Origin of the sequence: Streptomyces sediminimaris (assembly GCF_047049295.1) — a bacterium.
Classification (GTDB): Bacteria; Actinomycetota; Actinomycetes; order Streptomycetales; family Streptomycetaceae; genus Streptomyces; species Streptomyces sediminimaris.
This window is the reverse complement of sequence record NZ_JBJWOT010000003.1, coordinates 249,724-270,994: the sequence shown is the minus strand read 5'-3', so window position 1 is coordinate 270,994 and position 21,271 is coordinate 249,724. Positions and strand designations below refer to the sequence as shown.

General features: G+C 70.7%; 2 protein-coding genes. Both read left to right on the top strand.

The annotated features are described in order from the left end of the window. The first annotated feature begins 38 nt into the window (after positions 1–38). Positions 39–20,465 (top strand): SDR family NAD(P)-dependent oxidoreductase, encoded by a 20,427-nt coding sequence (locus ACJ9NR_RS40455; RefSeq protein ID WP_412512791.1) that lies wholly within the window; start codon positions 39–41, stop codon positions 20,463–20,465. Positions 20,466–20,553: 88 nt separating this feature from the next. Further along, entirely contained in the window at positions 20,554–21,243 is a 690-nt protein-coding gene (locus tag ACJ9NR_RS40450) for an O-methyltransferase (protein WP_412494712.1), read from the top strand. The last annotated feature ends 28 nt before the right edge of the window (positions 21,244–21,271 follow it).

Here is a 21,271-nt window from a genome sequence, read left to right as displayed (position 1 = left end):
CCGCACTCCACCGTCCGCCGCCGGAGGGGAAGTACACCGTGTCAAGTTCCGAAGACAAGCTCCGCGAATACCTGCGGCTGGTCACCACCAACCTGCAGCACACCAAGCAGCGCCTGGAGCTGATCGAGTCCCGGGACGGCGAGCCGATCGCGATCGTCGGCATGGCATGCCGCTTCCCCGGCCAGGCGAACTCTCCGGAGGAGCTGTGGCGGCTGGTCGAGACCGGCACGGACGCGATGTCCACGGTGCCGGGCGACCGCGGCTGGGACCTGGAGTCGCTCTACGACCCCGACCCGGATCAGCCGGGTACCAGCTACGTGCGGCACGGCGGGTTCATCGACGGCATCGGCGATTTCGACGCCGACTTCTTCGGCGTCTCGCCACGTGAGGCGCTGGCGATGGACCCGCAGCACCGGCTGCTGCTGGAGACGGCGTGGGAGACGATCGAGCGCGCCCGGATCGACCCGGTCTCGCTGCGCGGCAGCCGGACCGGCGTGTTCATCGGCGGTGCCGACGTCGGCTACGCCGAGTTGGCCGGCCAGGCCAAGGAGGCCGAGGGGCACGTGCTGACCGGCAACGCGGTGAGCGTGATGTCGGGACGGATCGCGTACGCCCTCGGCCTCGAGGGGCCGGCCCTGTCGATCGACACCGCGTGTTCCTCCGCGCTGGTGGCGATGCACCTCGGTGTGCGGGCGCTGCGTTGGCAGGAGTGCGACCTGGTGCTGGCCGGTGGTGTCGGCGTCATGCCGACACCGCGCCTGTTCGTCCAGTTCTCCCGGCAGCGCGGGCTCGCCCCGGACGGCCGGGCCAAGGCCTTCTCCGACGCGGCCGACGGCACCGCCTGGTCCGAGGGGGTCGGCGCCGTACTGCTGGCCCGCCTCTCCGACGCCCAGCGAGCCGGCTATCCGATCCTCGCCGTCGTGCGAGGCTCGGCGGTCAACCAGGACGGTGCGAGCAGCGGTCTGACCGCTCCCAACGGTCCGGCGCAGCAGCGTGTCATCATGGCCGCGCTGGCCGACGCGCACCTGCCGGCCGACGCGATCGACGCGGTCGAGGCGCACGGCACCGGCACGACCCTCGGCGATCCGATCGAGGCGCAGGCGCTGCTCGCCACGTACGGGCAGGACCGCGACCGGGACCGTCCGCTGCTGCTGGGCAGCGTGAAGTCGAACATCGGTCACACCCAGGCCGCGGCGGGCATCGCGGGTGTCATAAAGATGGTGCAGGCGATGCGGCACGGCGTGCTGCCGCCCACCCTGCACGTCGACGCACCGAGCACGCACGTGGACTGGACCGCCGGCGCGGTCGACCTGCTGCGCGAACGGACCGACTGGCCCGCCTCCGGCCAACCCCGCCGCGTCGGCGTCTCGGCGTTCGGGATCAGCGGAACGAACGCCCATGTGGTGCTGGAGCAGGCGCCCGAGGCTGAAGCCGGCACGGCGTCCGGGGAGGCGTCGGACGAACTCCACGAGGAGGCGGAATCGGGCCGCCAGGTGCCGTGGGTGCCGTGGGTGCTGTCGGGCAAGACGGCTGCGGCCGTTCGCGCTGCGGCCGAACGTCTGCTGCCGTCGGCCGGTGACGACTTGGCCGATCTGAAGGACATCGGGTTCTCACTGGCGACGACCCGCGCGCAACTGGGGCATCGCGCGGTGGTCGTCGGCTCCGACGCGGAAGCGATGACCGCCGGACTGGCCGCCATCTCGCGCGGCGAGTCCCCGGCCGGTGTGGTCGAGGGCGCGGTGACTACGGGGAAGACGGCGTTCCTCTTCCCGGGTCAGGGTGCGCAGTCGGTGGGGATGGGTCGGGGGTTGTATGCGCGGTTCCCGGTGTTCGCGCGGGCTCTGGATGAGGTGCTTGCCTGTCTGGATCCCGGGGTGCGGGATGTGATGTGGGGTGCGGAGGCGGACGCGGATGAGTTGAACCGGACGGGGTGGGCGCAGCCGGCGTTGTTCGCGGTGGAGGTGGCGCTGTTCCGGCTGGTGGAGTCGTTCGGGGTGCGTCCGGATGCGGTGGTGGGTCATTCGGTGGGGGAGGTTGCGGCGGCGCATGTGGCGGGGGTGTTGTCGCTGGGGGATGCGTGTGCGTTGGTGTCGGCGCGTGGGCGGTTGATGCAGGCGTTGCCGGCGGGTGGGGTGATGGTGGCGCTGGAGGCGGGGGAGGCGGAGGTGTCGCCGCTGCTGGGGGCCGGCGCGGGGGTGTCGTTGGCGGCGGTCAATGGTGTGCGGTCGGTGGTGGTGTCGGGTGAGGCGTCGGCGGTGGAGGCCGTGGTCGGGCAGTTCCCGGACCGGCGGTCGCGGCGGCTGCGGGTCTCGCACGCGTTCCACTCACCGTTGATGGAGCCGATGCTGGACGACTTCCGGTCTGTGGTGACCAAGCTGGCCTTCCGGCAGCCGGAGTTGACTCTGGTGTCGTCGCTGTCGGCGGACGCCGATATGAGTGATCCGGGGTATTGGGTGCGGCAGGTGCGTGAGCCGGTGCGGTTCGCCGACGCCGTCGACCGGCTGCGCGGTGCGGGCGTGACCCGCTACGTCGAAACCGGCCCGGGCGCGACGCTCTCAGGCATGGTCGGGCAGGTGGCCGACGACGGCGTACAGACGGTCGCGGTACTGCGTGACGGACGGGCCGAGGAACGCAGCATTCTGACCGCGCTCGGCGCGTTGTATGTCAGTGGTGTTCCGGTCGACTGGCCTGGCTTCTTCGCGGGCACCGGCGCGCGTCACGTCGACCTGCCGACCTACCCCTTCCAGCGCGAACGCTTCTGGCCGCCCATCGCACCGGGCACCGACATGAGCGGGACCGGCCTGGAGCCGACCGGCCATCCGCTGCTGACCGGATCGGTGGATCTCTCCGACGACGGCCTGATTCTGACCGGTCGGCTGTCGGTCGCCGCCCAGCCGTGGCTCGGTGAGCACGTTGTGCTCGGCTCGGCGCTGCTGCCCGGCACCGCCCTGCTCGACATGGCCGTACGCGCCGGCGACGAAGCCGGCTGCCCGCGCGTCGACGAGTTGACGCTCGCCTCACCGCTGACCTTCTCCGCCAGGGAATCGGTTCTCGTGCAGGTACGTGTCGGCAAAGCCGATGAATCGGGCTGCCGTTCCGTCACCATCCGCTCCCGCGCCGACGGGTCGGACTCGTGGACCGAGCACGCCGTCGGCACCCTTTCTCCGGCTCGAGCGTCAACCGACCCGTCCGCCACGGCCGACTGGCCGCCGGCCGGCGTCGAACCCGTTGATCTGGACGGCTTCTACGAGCAGATCGCGGAGTCGGGGTTCGTGTACGGCCCCATCTTCCGCGGGCTTCGCGCGGCCTGGCGCCGCGGCGGAGAGGTCTTCGCCGAGGTCGCGTTGCCGGCAGGCACCGACGTCACCGGATTCGGACTGCATCCCGCGCTGCTCGACGCTTCCCTGCATGCGACGGCCATCGCCGGGACCGCGGCTGCCGTGCCGTTCTCGTGGTCCGGCGTCACCGTGCACGCCACCGGTGCGACCACGGTACGCGTCCGGATGAACCGGACCTCCGAAGACACCGTCTCGGCAGAACTCACCGATCCGGCGGGCAACCCCGTGGCCTCCGTCGAGTCGCTGGTTCTGCGTGCTCCGGCCGTTCAGACGGCGGGCCGTGGGGACGGGCTGTGGCGGGTGGAGTGGGTTTCGGCTGGGCGGGGGGAGGGTGAGCCGGGTTCGTGGGTGGTGCTGGATGGTGGTCTGGCGTCGCTTGTGGTGGTGCCGGATGCGGTGGTGGTTGAGGTTTCGGGGTCTGTGCGTGGTGAGTGTGCGCGGGTGTTGGGGCTGGTGCAGGGGTGGTTGGGGGAGGAGCGGTTTGCGGGGTCGCGGTTGGTGTTTCGGACCTCGGGTGCGGTGGAGGGTGGTGATGTGGCGGGTTCTGCGGTGTGGGGTCTGGTGCGGTCGGCGCTGGCGGAGCATCCGGGCCGGTTCGCTCTGGTGGACGTGGACGTGGACGTGGACGTGGATGTGGATGCGGGGGGTGGTGTTCCGGCGTGGGTGTGGGCGTCGGGTGAGCCGGAGTTGTGGGTGCGTGAGGGGGAGGTGTTGCTACCGCGTCTGGCTCGGGTCACGAGCGTGGCCGGCGGTGGGGCTGTTGAGTCTGGTGTGTTCGGTGATGGTGTGGTGTTGGTGACAGGTGGTACGGGTGGTCTGGGTCGGTTGGTGGCCGGTCATCTGGTGCAGCGGTACGGGGTGCGGGATGTGGTGCTGGTCAACCGGGGTGGTTCGGTGCCGGAGTGGGTGGCCGGTCTGGATGCGCGGGTGGTGGTGGAGGGGTGTGATGTTGGTGATCGTGATGCGGTGGCGGCTCTGGTGGGGCGGTATCGGGATCGGTTGAGTGGGGTGGTGCATCTGGCGGGTGTGCTGGATGACGGGGTGGTGGAGTCGTTGGATGCCGACCGGTTGGGGGTGGTGCTGGGGCCGAAGGCGGATGGTGGGTGGTGGTTGCATGAGTTGACGGCGGGGCTGGGTCTGGCTGCGTTTGTGGTGTTTTCTTCTGCGGCGGGTGTGTTCGGTGGGGCGGGGCAGGCGAGCTATGCCGCGGCGAATGCGTATCTGGACGGGCTGGTCAGGCATCGCCGGTCGCTGGGTCTGGTGGGGACGTCGTTGGTGTGGGGGCCGTGGGAGGCTGCTGGGGGAGGGATGACGGGTGGTCTGTCGGCTGCCGGTCAGCGGCGTATCGAGCGGGCCGGTCTGGTGCCGTTGTCGGCGGACGAGGGGCTGGAACTGTTCGACGCGGCGCTTGCCAGTGGTGAGCCCGTCGTCGTCCCGGCACGCATCGACACCGCTGCCGTACGCGCCAGCGGGAACATCCCAGTGTTGCTGCGAAGCCTCGTGCGCGTGCCGGTGCAACGCCGCGTCGCAGCCGGCGAGACGCTGGACGGCGTACCAGTCCAGCAGCGCGAGGAGGTGCTGCTGGATCTGGTGCGCAGGCAGGTCGCCGCGGCCCTGGGATATGGATCGGCGAGCGCGGTGGATCCGGATCGTGCGTTCAGCGAACTCGGCTTCGACTCGCTGACCGCTGTGGAACTCCGTAACCGGCTGGCGGCGGCGACCGGTCTGCGGCTGCCGGCGACGCTGGTGTTCGACTACCCGTCTGTTCACGCGCTCGTAGGCTTCGTGTCTGCCGAGTTGTCTGGCACGGTGGCGAAAGCGGCATCGGTCAGCCCGCCCGCTCTGGTGAGTACGGCGGACGATCCGGTGGTCATCGTCGGCATGGCGTGCCGCTATCCGGGCGGTGTCGCGACGCCCGACCAGCTGTGGGACCTGGTCGCCTCCGGCACCGACGCCATCACCCCGTTCCCCACCGACCGCGGCTGGGATCTGGCGGCGTTGCGTGAGAGTTCGTCGACTGGTGCGGGTGGGTTCCTGTTCGAGGCGGCCGAGTTCGATGCGGAGTTCTTCGGCATTTCGCCGCGTGAGGCGGTGGCGATGGATCCGCAGCAGCGCTTGCTGCTGGAGGCGTCGTGGGAGGCGTTCGAGCGTTCGGGCATCGACCCGCTCGCCCTGCGCGGCAGCCGGACCGGTGTCTTCGCCGGCGTCATGTACGGCGACTACCGCAACCTTCTGGCCGGTTCGCAGTACGCCGGCCACCGCGCCAACAGCAGTGCACCCAGCATCGTGTCCGGTCGAGTCGCGTATTCCTTTGGGCTCGAAGGCCCGGCGGTGACGGTGGACACGGCGTGTTCCTCGTCGCTGGTGGCGCTCCACCTGGCCGCGCAGTCGTTGCGCGGTGGTGAGTGCACGCTGGCCCTGGCCGGCGGTGTCACCATCATGGCCGCGCCCGACATGTTCCCCGAGTCGACCCGTCAGGGCGGACTGGCCGCCGATGGCCGGTGTAAGTCGTACTCGGACGCCGCGGACGGCGCCGGGTGGTCCGAGGGCGTCGGCGTTGTAGTCCTTGAGCGGTTGTCCGATGCGGTGGCGAACGGGCATCCGGTGCTGGCTGTTGTCCGTGGGTCGGCGGTGAATCAGGACGGTGCGTCGAACGGTTTGACGGCGCCGAATGGTCCGTCGCAGCAGCGGGTGATCCGGCAGGCCCTGGCGAGTGCGGGGTTGGGCCCGGGCGCCGTGGATGTAGTGGAGGGGCACGGGACCGGGACGCGGTTGGGTGATCCGATCGAGGTCCAGTCGTTGCTGGCCACGTACGGGCAGGGCCGGCAGGAGCCGCTTCTTCTGGGGAGTGTGAAGTCGAACCTCGGTCATACGCAGGCTGCGGCGGGTGTTGCGGGTGTGATCAAGATGGTGCAGGCGATGCGGCATGGTGTGGTGCCGGCGTCCTTGCATGTGGATGAGCCGTCCGCGCAGGTGGATTGGTCGTCGGGTGCGGTGGAGGTGGTCACGGAGCCGGCGTCCTGGCCTGAGGTGGGTCGGGTGCGTCGGGCGGGTGTGTCGTCGTTCGGGATCAGCGGGACGAATGCGCACGTGATCCTGGAGCAGCCGGAGCCGGTCGAGGCTCACGATCGGACGCCTGGTGTGCCCCAGGTGGAGGGTGGGGTTGTGCCGTGGGTGGTGTCGGCGCGGTCGGTTGCGGGGCTGGACGTTCAGGTCGAGCGGTTGGGGGAGTTGAGCGGGCTTTCGCCGGTGGATGTGGGGGTGTCGCTGGCGGGGCGTTCGGCGTTCACGCATCGGGCTGTGGTGCTGGCGGGCGCTGGTGATGGGCCGGGCGTGGTGGCGCGTGGTGCGGTGACCGCGGGGAAGACGGCGCTGCTGTTCCCGGGTCAGGGTGCGCAGTCGGTGGGGATGGGTCGGGGGTTGTATGCGCGGTTCCCGGTGTTCGCGCGGGCTTTGGATGAGGTGCTTGCCTGTCTGGATCCCAGGGTGCGGGATGTGATGTGGGGTGCGGAGGCGGACGCGGATGAGGTGTTGAACGAGACGGGGTGGGCGCAGCCGGCGTTGTTCGCGGTGGAGGTGGCGCTGTTCCGGTTGCTGGAGTCGTTCGGGGTGCGGCCGGATGCGGTGGTGGGTCATTCGGTGGGGGAGGTCGCGGCGGCGTATGTGGCGGGGGTGTTGTCGCTGGGGGATGCGTGTGCGTTGGTGTCGGCGCGTGGGCGGTTGATGCAGGCGTTGCCGGCGGGTGGCGTGATGGTGGCGCTGGAGGCGGGGGAGGCGGAGGTGTCGCCGCTGCTGGGGGCCGGCGCTGGCGTGTCGTTGGCGGCCGTGAATGGTGTGCGGTCGGTGGTGGTGTCGGGTGAGGCGTCGGCGGTGGAGGCCGTGGTCGGGCAGTTCCCGGACCGGCGGTCGCGGCGGCTGCGGGTCTCGCACGCGTTCCACTCACCGTTGATGGAGCCGATGCTGGACGACTTCCGGTCGGTGGTCGCGTCGTTGACGTTCCGTCAGCCGGAGTTGACTCTGGTGTCGTCGCTGTCGGCGGACGCCGATATGAGTGATCCGGGGTATTGGGTGCGGCAGGTGCGTGAGCCGGTGCGGTTCGCCGACGCCGTCGACCGGCTGCGCGGTGCGGACGTGACCCGCTACGTCGAAACCGGCCCGGGCGGGACACTGAGCGCCCTGGTGGCGCAGGCCGAGGGCGACGACGAGCGGAGCGTGACGGCCACTCCGCTGCGCCGGGGTGAGGATGAGCCGGCTGGTCTGCTGGCCGCGCTCGCCGCGCTCTATGTGAGCGGCACCGGCGTGAACTGGGCCGAGTGGTTTACGGGCACCGGCGCGCGCCGCGTCGACCTGCCGACCTACCCCTTCCAGCACCGGCGCTACTGGCCGCGCTCTGGAGCCGTCGGGGTCGGCGTGGCGGCAGCCGGCCTGGACAGCGTCGAACACCCCCTGCTCGGCGCGGCAGTCGAACTGGCCGACACCGGAGGATTCCTTCTCACCGGCCGTCTGTCGGTACAGGCCCAGCCCTGGCTTGCCGATCACGTCGTTCTCGGTTCCGTGCTGGTGCCTGGCACCGCACTGCTGGAGATGGCGCTGCGCGCCGCCGAACAGGTCGGATGCCTGCAGGTCGAAGAGCTCACGCTTGCCGCGCCGCTCGTGCTCGACGGCGCAGTCACGGTGCAGGTCACCATAGCCCCGCCGGACGAAACCGGCCGTCGCGCGCTGACCGTCCGCTCCAGGACCGATGCCACGCGAGAGTGGACGCTGCACGCGAACGGCATGGTTTGCCGCGACGAAGTCCCGACCGAAGTCGACGACTCACAGTGGCCCCCGACCGATGCCCTCCTCGTGGACACGACCGGCCTCTATGCCTCGGCTGCCGCGTCCGGGTTCGACTACGGTCCGGCGTTTCAGGGGCTGACGGCCTTGTGGCGCCGCGGTGAGGAGTTCTTCGCCGAGGTCGCGCTGCCGGATGACGCCGCCGATGCCGAGGCGTTCGGCGTGCACCCGGCACTGCTCGACGCCTGCCTGCATGCCCTCTTGGCCGACGACACCACCACCATCTCCGCTGGTGATGACGGCCGCCACCACCGCGTCCTGCCGTTCTCGTGGACCGGTGTGTCGGTCCATACCCGGGGAGGCGCCGCAGCGCGTGTGCGACTGACCCGGCGGGCTGACGGATCGGTAGCCCTCGCCGTCACGGACACGACCGGTGTTCCGCTCGTGTCCGTGGGCTCGCTGACGTTCCGTCCGGTGTCGGGTGAGCAGTTGGGTCGTCGTGATGATCTGTGGCGGGTGGAGTGGGTTTCGGCTGGGCGGGGGGAGGGTGAGCCGGGTTCGTGGGTGGTGCTGGATGGTGGTCTGGCGTCGCTTGTGGTGGTGCCGGATGCGGTGGTGGTTGAGGTTTCGGGGTCTGTGCGTGGTGAGTGTGCGCGGGTGTTGGGGCTGGTGCAGGGGTGGTTGGGGGAGGAGCGGTTTGCGGGGTCGCGGTTGGTGTTTCGGACCTCGGGTGCGGTGGACGGCGGTGATGTGGCGGGTTCTGCGGTGTGGGGTCTGGTGCGGTCGGCGCTGGCGGAGCATCCGGGCCGGTTCGCTCTGGTGGACGTGGACGTGGACGTGGATGTGGATGCGGGGGGTGGTGTTCCGGCGTGGGTGTGGGCGTCGGGTGAGCCGGAGTTGTGGGTGCGTGAGGGGGAGGTGTTGCTACCGCGTCTGGTCCGGGTCGCTGGCACGGCCGGTGAGGGTGGTGCGGTCGGCGAGGGTCCGGTGTTCGGTGATGGTGTGGTGTTGGTGACGGGTGGTACGGGTGGTCTGGGTCGGTTGGTGGCCGGTCATCTGGTGCAGCGGTACGGGGTGCGGGATGTGGTGCTGGTCAACCGGGGTGGTTCGGTGCCGGAGTGGGTGGCCGGTCTGGATGCGCGGGTGGTGGTGGAGGGGTGTGATGTTGGTGATCGTGATGCGGTGGCGGCTCTGGTGGGGCGGTATCGGGATCGGTTGAGTGGGGTGGTGCATCTGGCGGGTGTGCTGGATGACGGGGTGGTGGAGTCGTTGGATGCCGACCGGTTGGGGGTGGTGCTGGGGCCGAAGGCGGATGGTGGGTGGTGGTTGCATGAGTTGACGGCGGGGCTGGGTCTGGCTGCGTTTGTGGTGTTTTCTTCTGCGGCGGGTGTGTTCGGTGGGGCGGGGCAGGCGAGCTATGCCGCGGCGAATGCGTATCTGGACGGGCTGGTCAGGCATCGCCGGTCGCTGGGTCTGGTGGGGACGTCGTTGGTGTGGGGGCCGTGGGAGGCTGCTGGGGGAGGGATGACGGGTGGTCTGTCGGCTGCCGGTCAGCGGCGTATCGAGCGGGCCGGTCTGGTGCCGTTGTCGGCGGACGAGGGGCTGGAGTTGTTCGATGCGGCGCTTGCCAGTGGTGAGCCCGTCGTCGTCCCGGCACGCATCAACCTGGCTTCGTTGCGCGCCGACGGGAACACTCCGGCACTCCTGCGCAGCCTCGTACCCGCGTCAACGCGACGCCGGACGGCGGGCACACCCAACCTCGCCAGGCAACTGGTCAGTCTTCCGCCATCTCAGCGTGCCGAAGAAGTCCTCACGCTGATACGCGAGAAGACCGCCGGCGTCCTGGGCTACGGATCCGCCACGGCGGTGGATCCGGATCGTGCGTTCAGCGAGCTCGGCTTCGACTCGTTGACCGCTGTGGATCTACGCAACCGGCTGGCAGCGGCGACCGGTCTGCGGCTGCCGGCGACGCTGGTGTTCGACTACCCGTCAGCTCAAGCGCTGGCCGACTTTCTCATGACTGAGCTGTCCGGCAGCGTGGCGGATGCTGCCGCGGTCCTGCCACCTGCTCTTGTGAGTACTGCGGACGATCCGGTCGTCATCGTCGGCATGGCATGCCGCTATCCGGGTGGCGTGCGCTCCCCGGAGGATCTATGGGAGTTGCTCGTCGACGGCCGCGACGCCATCGCTCCCTTCCCTGACGATCGTGGCTGGGATCTGGCGGCGTTGCGTGAGAGTTCCTCGACTGGTGCGGGTGGGTTCCTGTTCGAGGCGGCCGAGTTCGATGCGGAGTTCTTCGGTATTTCGCCGCGTGAGGCGGTGGCGATGGATCCGCAGCAGCGCTTGCTGCTGGAGGCGTCGTGGGAGGCGTTCGAGCGTTCGGGGATCGACCCGCTCGCCCTGCGCGGCAGCCGGACCGGTGTCTTCGCCGGCGTCATGTACAGCGACTACCGCGATCTCCTGACCGGCGCGCAGTTCGACGGATTCCGGGGCAACGGTGGCTCTCCGAGCATCGTGTCCGGTCGAGTCGCGTATTCCTTCGGGCTCGAGGGCCCGGCGGTGACGGTGGACACCGCGTGTTCCTCGTCGCTGGTGGCGCTCCACCTTGCCGCGCAGTCGTTGCGCGGTGGTGAGTGCACGCTGGCCTTGGCCGGCGGCGTCACCGTCATGGCCACACCGCACACCTTCACGGAGTTCTCGCGTCAGGGCGGTCTCTCCCCGGACGGGCACTGCCGATCGTATGCGAACTCTGCCGACGGCACGGGCTGGTCCGAAGGCGTGGGCGTCGTCGTGGTCGAGCGGTTGTCCGATGCGGTGGCGAACGGGCATCCGGTGCTGGCCGTTGTCCGTGGGTCGGCGGTGAATCAGGACGGTGCGTCGAACGGTTTGACGGCGCCGAATGGTCCGTCGCAGCAGCGGGTGATCCGGCAGGCGCTGGCAGGGGCCGGGCTGAGCCCGGCGGACGTGGACGTCGTCGATGGTCACGGCACGGGCACGACGCTCGGTGATCCGATCGAGGCCCAGGCGCTGCTGGCCACGTACGGGCAGGGCCGGCAGGAGCCGCTTCTTCTGGGGAGTGTGAAGTCGAACCTCGGTCATACGCAGGCTGCGGCGGGTGTTGCGGGTGTGATCAAGATGGTGCAGGCGATGCGGCATGGTGTGGTGCCGGCGTCCTTGCATGTGGATGAGCCGTCCGCGCAGGTGGATTGGTCGTCGGGTGCGGTGGAGGTGGTCACGGAGCCGGCGTCCTGGCCTGAGGTGGGTCGGGTGCGTCGGGCGGGTGTGTCGTCGTTCGGGATCAGCGGGACGAATGCGCACGTGATCCTGGAGCAGCCGGAGCCGGTCGAGGCTCACGATCGGACGCCTGGTGTGCCCCAGGTGGAGGGTGGGGTTGTGCCGTGGGTGGTGTCGGCGCGGTCGGTTGCGGGGCTGGACGTTCAGGTCGAGCGGTTGGGGGAGTTGAGCGGGCTTTCGCCGGTGGATGTGGGGGTGTCGCTGGCGGGGCGTTCGGCGTTGACGCATCGGGCTGTGGTGCTGGCGGGCGCTGGTGGTGGGCCGGGCGTGGTGGCGCGTGGTGCGGTGACCGCGGGGAAGACGGCGCTGCTGTTCCCGGGTCAGGGTGCGCAGTCGGTGGGGATGGGTCGGGGGTTGTATGCGCGGTTCCCGGTGTTCGCGCGGGCTTTGGATGAGGTGCTTGCCTGTCTGGATCCGGGGGTGCGGGATGTGATGTGGGGTGCGGAGGCGGACGCGGATGAGGTGTTGAACGAGACGGGGTGGGCGCAGCCGGCGTTGTTCGCGGTGGAGGTGGCGCTGTTCCGGCTGGTGGAGTCGTTCGGGGTGCGGCCGGATGCGGTGGTGGGTCATTCGGTGGGGGAGGTCGCGGCGGCGCATGTCGCGGGTGTCCTGTCGCTGGGGGATGCGTGTGCGTTGGTGTCGGCGCGTGGGCGGTTGATGCAGGGGTTGCCGGCGGGTGGGGTGATGGTGGCGCTGGAGGCGGGGGAGGCGGAGGTGTCGCCGCTGCTGGGCGCCGGCGCGGGGGTGTCGTTGGCGGCGGTCAATGGTGTGCGGTCGGTGGTGGTGTCGGGTGAGGCGTCGGCGGTGGAGGCCGTGGTCGGGCAGTTCCCGGACCGGCGGTCGCGACGGCTGCGGGTCTCGCACGCGTTCCACTCGCCGTTGATGGAGCCGATGCTGGAGGACTTCCAATCTGTGGTGACCAAGCTGGCCTTCCGGCAGCCGGAGTTGACTCTGGTGTCGTCGCTGTCGGCGGACGCCGATATGAGTGATCCGGGGTATTGGGTGCGGCAGGTGCGTGAGCCGGTGCGGTTTGCCGACGCGGTCGCGGTGTTGCGTTCCCAGGGTGTGACCCGGTTCGTGGAGACCGGTCCGGGCGCTGCGCTGTCGGGCCTGGTGGGCCAGAGCGAGGGCGACGACGAGCGGAGCGTGACGGCTGCTCCGTTGCGTCGGGGTGAGGATGAGCCGGCTGGTCTGCTGGCCGCGCTGGCCGCGCTCTATGTGAGCGGCACCGGCGTGAACTGGGCCGAGTGGTTTACCGGCACCGGCGCGCGCCGCGTCGACCTGCCGACCTACCCCTTCCAGCGGCGGCGCTACTGGCCGCGCTCTGGAGCCGTCGGGGCCGGCGCGGCGGCAGTCGGCCTGGACAGCGTCGAACACCCCCTGCTCGGCGCGGCAGTCGAACTGGCCGACACCGGACAGGTCGTCTTCACCGGACGGCTCTCGGCGCAGTCGGATCCGTGGCTGAGGGAGCACATGATTCGCGGGTCCGTGGTCTTCCCGGGCACCGGATTCCTGGAACTGGCCCTGCGCGCCGCCGACGAGGTGGGGTGCGGTTGCGTCGAAGAGCTGACCCTCGCAGAGCCGCTGGTCCTTCCCGCACAGGGGGGCGTCGCGATCCAGGTGAGAGTCGACGCGCCGGACGAGTCGGGCCGACGCTCCATCACCATCCAGGCACGCCACTCGGATACAGGCGACGGTCGGCCCTGGACCCTTTGTGCTTCCGGCGCCTTGTCCCCGTCGCAGGCACCCGCCGCAGTATCTTTTGACACCGCGATCTGGCCTCCGGAAGACGCGCAGCAAGTGGATGTCGCCGACATCTACAACCGGTTCGAGGACGTCGGTTTCGACTATGGTCCGGCATTCCGTGGGCTGCGCACGGCGTGGAGCCGCGGAGACGAGGTCTTCGCGGAGGTCGAGTTGCCGTCCGACACCACGGACGCCGAGGCGTTCGGCCTGCATCCGGCATTGTTCGATGCCTGCCTGCACGCCGGCGCACTCCTGCGCACGGATACGGACGTCGAGGGGCGAGTGCCGTTCTCCTGGACAGGCGTGACTCTGCACGCCGCCGGCGCGTCGACGGTCCGCGTTCGCGTGTCTTCGGCTACGGACGGCGCAGTGTCGATCGAAGCTGTCGATGCTGCCGGAGGGGCGGTCGCGTCCGTGCAGTCCCTCGTCGCCCGTCCGGTGTCGGGTGAGCAGTTGGGTCGTCGTGATGATCTGTGGCGGGTGGAGTGGGTTTCGGCTGGGCGGGGGGAGGGTGAGCCGGGTTCGTGGGTGGTGCTGGATGGTGGTCTGGCGTCGCTTGTGGTGGTGCCGGATGCGGTGGTGGTTGAGGTTTCGGGGTCTGTGCGTGGTGAGTGTGCGCGGGTGTTGGGGCTGGTGCAGGGGTGGTTGGGGGAGGAGCGGTTTGCGGGGTCGCGGTTGGTGTTTCGGACCTCGGGTGCGGTGGACGGCGGTGATGTGGCGGGTTCTGCGGTGTGGGGTCTGGTGCGGTCGGCGCTGGCGGAGCATCCGGGCCGGTTCGCTCTGGTGGACGTGGACGTGGACGTGGACGTGGACGTGGATGTGGATGCGGGGGGTGGTGTTCCGGCGTGGGTGTGGGCGTCGGGTGAGCCGGAGTTGTGGGTGCGTGAGGGGGAGGTGTTGCTACCGCGTCTGGTCCGGGTCACGAGCGTGGCCGGCGGTGGGGCTGTTGAGTCTGGTGTGTTCGGTGATGGTGTGGTGTTGGTGACGGGTGGTACGGGTGGTCTGGGTCGGTTGGTGGCCGGTCATCTGGTGCAGCGGTACGGGGTGCGGGATGTGGTGCTGGTCAACCGGGGTGGTTCGGTGCCGGAGTGGGTGGCCGGTCTGGATGCGCGGGTGGTGGTGGAGGGGTGTGATGTTGGTGATCGTGATGCGGTGGCCGGTCTGGTGGGGCGGTATCGGGATCGGTTGAGTGGGGTGGTGCATCTGGCGGGTGTGCTGGATGACGGGGTGGTGGAGTCGTTGGATGCCGACCGGTTGGGGGTGGTGCTGGGGCCGAAGGCGGATGGTGGGTGGTGGTTGCATGAGTTGACGGCGGGGCTGGGTCTGGCTGCGTTTGTGGTGTTTTCTTCTGCGGCGGGTGTGTTCGGTGGGGCGGGGCAGGCGAGCTATGCCGCGGCGAATGCGTATCTGGACGGGCTGGTCAGGCATCGCCGGTCGCTGGGTCTGGTGGGGACGTCGTTGGTGTGGGGGCCGTGGGAGGCTGCTGGGGGAGGGATGACGGGTGGTCTGTCGGCTGCCGGTCAGCGGCGTATCGAGCGGGCCGGTCTGGTGCCGTTGTCGGCGGACGAGGGGCTGGAGTTGTTCGACGCGGCCCTTGCCAGTGGTGAGCCCGTCGTCGTCCCGGCACGCATCGACACCGCCGCCGTACGCGCCAGCGGTGAGGTACCGCCGTTGCTGCGCGGACTGGTGCGCCTGCCGGTGCGGCGGCGTTCGGCCGGGACCGGGGACCTGGCTCAGCGGCTCGCCGTGCTGCCCGCGGAGCGGCGAGCCGAGGAAGTGTTCGCTGTCGTGCGCGAACAGGTCGCTGCTGTTCTTGGGCACAGTTCCCCGGGGATGCTGGAAGTCGGCCGTGCGTTTACGGAGCTCGGCTTCGACTCGCTGACCGCTGTGGAACTTCGTAACCGACTGGCGGCGGCGACCGGTCTGCGGCTGCCGGCGACGCTGGTGTTCGACTACCCGTCTGTCGAGGCGCTCGCCGGGTTCATCGTGAGCGGGTTGTCCGGCAGTGTGGCCGAGGTGGCTGCTACCGCGCCGCCCGCTCTGGCGAGCACGGCTGATGATCCGGTGGTCATCGTCGGCATGGCGTGCCGCTATCCGGGCGGTGTCGCGACGCCCGACCAGCTGTGGGACCTGGTCGCCTCCGGCACTGACGCCATCACCCCGTTCCCCACTGACCGCGGCTGGGACCTGGCCGCGTTGCGTGACCACGAGGCGGACGAGCCCGGCCGCTACTACGCGGCCGGAGGCGGGTTCCTCGATTCGGCCGCCGAGTTCGACGCCGAATTCTTCGGCATGAGCCCGAAGGAGGCTGTGGCCACCGATCCGCAGCAGCGCCTCGCGCTGGAACTGGCCTGGGAGGCGTTCGAGCGTTCGGGCATCGACCCGCTCGCCCTGCGCGGCAGCCGGACCGGTGTCTTCGCCGGCGTCATGTATCACGACTATCCGGGCACCGACGGCAGTGGCAGCGTCGTCTCCGGCCAGGTGGCATACCGGTTCGGCCTCGAAGGCGCCGCGATCTCCGTCGACACGGCCTGCTCGTCCTCGCTGGTCGCGATCCACCTTGCGGCGCAGGCCCTTCGTCAGGGCGAGTGCTCGCTCGCCGTGGCCGGCGGCGTGACCGTGCTCTCCACGCCCGCCGTGTTCGCCGGATTCGGTCGGCTCGGCGGACTTTCGCTCGATGGCCGTTGCAAGGCGTACGCGGATGATGCGGACGGCACGGGATTCTCCGAAGGCGCCGGGTTCCTGGTCCTTGAGCGTTTGTCCGATGCGGTGGCGAACGGGCATCCGGTGCTGGCTGTTGTCCGTGGGTCGGCGGTGAATCAGGATGGTGCGTCGAACGGTTTGACGGCGCCGAATGGTCCGTCGCAGCAGCGGGTGATCCGGCAGGCCCTGGCGGGGGCCGGGTTGAGTCCTGCGGATGTGGACGTCGTCGATGGTCATGGAACCGGGACGCGACTGGGTGATCCGATCGAGGTTCAGGCGTTGTCGGCCGTGTACGGGCAGGAGCGTCGGGAGCCTTTGCTGCTCGGGAGTGTGAAGTCGAACCTCGGTCATACGCAGGCTGCGGCGGGTGTTGCGGGTGTGATCAAGATGGTGCAGGCGATGCGGCATGGTGTGGTGCCGGCGTCCTTGCATGTGGATGAGCCGTCCGCGCAGGTGGATTGGTCGTCGGGTGCGGTGGAGGTGGTCACGGAGTCGGCGTCCTGGCCTGAGGTGGGTCGGGTGCGTCGGGCGGGTGTGTCGTCGTTCGGGATCAGTGGGACGAATGCGCACGTGATCCTGGAGCAGCCGGAGCCGGTCGAGGCTCACGATCCGACGCCTGGTGTGCCCCAGGTGGAGGGTGGGGTTGTGCCGTGGGTGGTGTCGGCGCGGTCGGTTGCGGGGCTGGACGTCCAGGTCGAGCGGTTGGGGGAGTTGAGCGGGCTTTCGCCGGTGGATGTGGGGGTGTCGCTGGCGGGGCGTTCGGCGTTCACGCATCGTGCCGTGGTGCTGGCGGGCGCTGGTGGTGGGCCGGGCGTGGTGGCGCGTGGTGCGGTGACCGCGGGGAAGACGGCGCTGCTGTTCCCGGGTCAGGGTGCGCAGTCGGTGGGGATGGGTCGGGGGTTGTATGCGCGGTTCCCGGTGTTCGCGCGGGCTTTGGATGAGGTGCTTGCCTGTCTGGATCCGGGGGTGCGGGATGTGATGTGGGGTGCGGAGGCGGATGCGGATGAGTTGAACCGGACGGGGTGGGCGCAGCCGGCGTTGTTCGCGGTGGAGGTGGCGCTGTTCCGGCTGGTGGAGTCGTTCGGGGTGCGGCCGGATGCGGTGGTGGGTCATTCGGTGGGGGAGGTCGCGGCGGCGTATGTGGCGGGGGTGTTGTCGCTGGGGGATGCGTGTGCGTTGGTGTCGGCGCGTGGGCGGTTGATGCAGGGGTTGCCGGCGGGTGGGGTGATGGTGGCGCTGGAGGCGGGGGAGGCGGAGGTGTCGCCGCTGCTGGGGGCGGGCGCTGGGGTGTCGTTGGCGGCGGTGAATGGTGTGCGGTCGGTGGTGGTGTCGGGTGAGGCGTCGGCGGTGGAGGCTGTGGTCGGGCAGTTCCCGGGCCGGCGGTCGCGGCGGTTGCGGGTCTCGCACGCGTTCCACTCGCCGTTGATGGAGCCGATGCTGGACGACTTCCGGTCTGTGGTGAGCAGGCTGGCCTTCCGGCAGCCGGAGTTGTCGGTGGTGTCGTCGCTGTCGGCGGACGCCGATATGAGTGATCCGGGGTATTGGGTGCGGCAGGTGCGTGAGCCGGTGCGGTTCGCCGACGCCGTCGACCGGCTGCGCGGTGCGGGCGTGACCCGCTACGTCGAAACCGGCCCGGGCGGGACACTGAGCGCCCTGGTGGCGCAGGCCGAGGGCGACGACGAGCGGAGCGTGACGGCCACTCCGTTGCGTCGGGGTGAGGATGAGCCGGCTGGTCTGCTGGCCGCGCTGGCCGCGCTCTATGTGAGCGGCACCGGCGTGAACTGGGCCGAGTGGTTTACGGGCACCGGTGCGCGCCGCGTCGACCTGCCGACCTACCCCTTCCAGCACCGGCGCTACTGGTCCGCAGCGACCATCGCGGGCAACGCGCAGGGCGGCGACACGCACCCGCTGCTGTCCGCCGCGGTCGAGATCGCCGGAACCGGCGCTTTCGTATGGTCCGGGCGGGTCTCGGCGCTCATGCAGCCCTGGCTCGCCGACCACGCCGTGCACGGCGAGGTGCTGGTGCCCGGCACGGCGTTCCTGGAACTCGCCATGAAGGCGGCGCGGGACACCGGCTGCGGCAGCGTGGCCGAACTGGCCCTCGCCGCACCCCTGGTCCTGCCGGAGCGCGCAGAGGTGCGGATCCAGATGTGGGCCGGTGCCGCCGACGAGTCCGGCGACCGCTCGCTGACCGTGCACTCCCAGCCCGCCGACGATCCGCAGGCCCCGTGGACCGAGCACGCCTCCGGCCGGCTGGCCGCCGCTGCGCGGATCGAACCCGTCGACCTGCTGGCCTGGCCCCCGGCCGGTGCGCAGCCGCTCGAAGTCGCCGGACTGTACGAGCGGCTGGCCGACACCGGGTTCGGCTACGGGCCGGCCTTCCAAGGACTGCGCGCGGCATGGCGGCGAGGCGACGAACTGTTTGCCGAGACCGCGCTGCCCGAAGACGTCGACGGCACCGGCTACGGACTGCACCCCGCGCTCCTCGACGCCTGCCTCCACACCGGCGCCCTCGCCACCGGCGCCGGCGACGGCTGGAACGGCCTGCCGTTCTCCTGGACCGGCGTGTCGCTGCACGCCCCGGGCGCACCGGCGGTACGGGTACGGCTCGCTCCCGCCGGAGACGGCGCCGTCTCGATCGCTCTTGCCGATGCGGGAGGCGCGCCGGTGGCCTCGGTCGAGGCGCTGGTGGCCAGGCCGGTGCCGGCCGAAGGGCTGCGTCCTGCCGCCGCCGGGGACGCGCATTACCGTATCGACCGGGCCACCGTCGCGGCCGGTCTGCAGCCCGGCGTGCCGCCGGCCCTTGTCGGAACGGACGAAACGATCCTCGTGTCCGGCACTGCCTTGCATCCTTGCCCTGACCTGGCTTCGGTTCCCGCCGACGCCACGACGATCCTCGTCCCCGTGACCACGTCCGGCGACGACGTACCCGCCTCGGTGCGGGCCGCCACCTCCGACGCGCTCGCGCTGATCCGGGAATGGCTCTCCGCCTCCCGGGCCGAAGGTGCGCGGCTCGTCTTCGTGACACGCGGCGCGGCCGGCGGCGGGGATCTGGCCGCGGCGGCCGTGCGCGGACTGGTACGCAGCGCGCAGGCGGAGGACCCCGGCCGGCTCGCGCTGATCGACCTCGATCCCTGCGACGGCACGCTCCCGGCCGGTGCCTTGACCGTCGACGAGCCGGAACTCCTCGTGCGCGGCGGCGAGTTGCTCGCGCCGAGGGCGATCCGGGTCGGGCGGTCGGACGACGCATCGGCCCGGCCTTCGTGGGGCAGCGGCACGGTACTGATCACCGGCGGGACCGGCGGACTGGCCGGCGTCGTGGCCCGGCACCTTGTCCAGAAGCACGGCGTCCGCGATCTGCTGCTCGTCAGCCGCAGTGGCGCCGCCGCCGAGGGCGCGGCGGACCTGGCGGCGGAACTCGCCGGCCTCGGCGCGCAGAGCGTCGACATCGAGGCCTGCGACGTCGGCGACCGCGAGGCGCTCGCCGGGCTCGTCGCGCGGTACGGGCATCGGCTGAGCGCGGTCGTGCACGCCGCCGCGGTACTTGACGACGGGGTGATCGACTCGCTCACCCCGGAGCGGTTCGACGCGGTGCTGCGGCCCAAGGCGGACGCCGCCTGGCACCTGCACGAACTCACGGCCGACCTGAACCTGTCCGCCTTCGTGCTCTTCTCCTCGCTGGCCGGCACGACGGGCAGCGCCGGCCAGGGCAACTACGCGGCCGCCAACGCGTTCCTCGACGCACTCGCCCGCCGCCGCCGTGAGGCCGGGCTGCCGGCCGTCTCACTCGCCTGGGGTCCGTGGAGCGGAGTCGGCCTGATCGACGAGGCCACCGCCCGGCGGATGACCGGTGCCGGAATCCCGCCGCTCGCTCCGCAGTTGGGGCTCGACCTGTTCGACGCGGCGACGGCCGGCCAGGCGGAGGACGAAGACGCCGTGGCGCTGCTCACCCGGCTCAACCCGGCGGCGTTGCGGGCCCGGGGAACCGTACCCGCGGTGCTGCGCTCCCTCGTCGCCGCGGCACCCGCGGCCCCGCGGTCGACCGCGCCCTCCGCCGCCGGGCTCGCCGCACGCCTCGCCGCACTGCCCGCGGCCGAGGCCGAGGAGGAGCTGCTGCACCTGGTCTGCGCGCAGGCCGCCGTCGTTCTCGGACATGCCGACGCCGCGCACGTGGAGCCGGATCTCGCCTTCAAGGAAGTCGGCTTCGACTCGCTCAAGGCGCTGGAGTTCCGCAACCGCATCGGTTCGCTCACCGGGCTCCGGCTGCCCGCCACGCTCGTGTTCAACCATCCGACCCCGCGTGAACTGGTGCCGGTGCTGCACCAGGCGCTCGCCCCGCAGCGGCCCTCCGCGCGGGAATCCGTCCTGGCCGAGCTCGACCGCCTGGAAAGCGTGCTCTCCGGGCTGGACGAGACCGACGAGGTCGACGAGGGGCTGATGGAGCGGGTGACGGGTCGGCTCGAGGTGATCCGGAGCCGGTGGCAGGAGCGCCGAGGTTCCGGCCCCGGGGGCCGTGACGGCGCCGGGACGTCGGGGGGCGGCATCGACTTCGACTCGGCCTCCGACGACGAGGTCTTCGACCTGCTCGATCGGGAGCTCGGTCAATGACGTGCTCGATCCGCTCCGCGCGCGTGCCTGTTCGCGTCGGCTCGGGCCCGCCGACTCCGCCGTACATCCGAATGACGGGAGCCAGCTGATGGCCGATCAGCAGTACGTGTCGGACGAACTGCTCGCATACGTACGAGCGGTGTCCCTGCGCGAGGACGATGTCCTTCGGCAGCTGCGCGAGGAGACCGTGGCGCTGCCGGCCGGCACCAGCCTTCAGGTCATGGCCGAGGAGGGCCAGTTCCTCGCGCTTCTGGTCGGGCTGACCGGCGGCCGTAGGGTGCTGGACGTCGGCACCTACACCGGTTACAGCGCGCTGTGCATGGCCCGCGCGCTCGCGCGGGGAGGCCGTGTGATCACCTGCGAACTCCACCAGCGGTGGGCCGACATCGGCGCCCCGTACTGGAAGCGCGCCGGCGTCGCCGACCGCATCGACCTGCGGATCGGTCACGCCGCGGACACCCTTGAGAAACTGCTCGCCGAGTACGGGCCGGGATCGTTCGACCTCGTGTTCATCGACGCAGACAAGCAGAACTACCCGGTGTACTACGAGCTCTCGCTCGCCCTGGTCCGCGAGGGCGGGCTCGTCGTCGCGGACAACACGCTGTTCTTCGGCCGGGTCGTCGACCCGGCCGACCCCGATCCCCAGGTCGCCGCGGTCCGCGAGCTGAACACCCGGCTGCTCGAGGACGACCGGGTCGACATCTCGCTGCTGCCGGTCGCCGACGGCGTGACCCTGGCACGGAAACGGCCCACGGCCGGCTGCAACCGAGTCGCCTGAAACGCAGCCGTCCGGGGCCGAGTTGTCC

Bases quoted from the DNA above. Each gene is read 5' to 3' on its own strand.
- ACJ9NR_RS40450 (WP_412494712.1), top strand. From the start codon at position 20,554: ATGGCCGATCAGCAGTACGTGTCGGACGAACTGCTCGCATACGTACGA.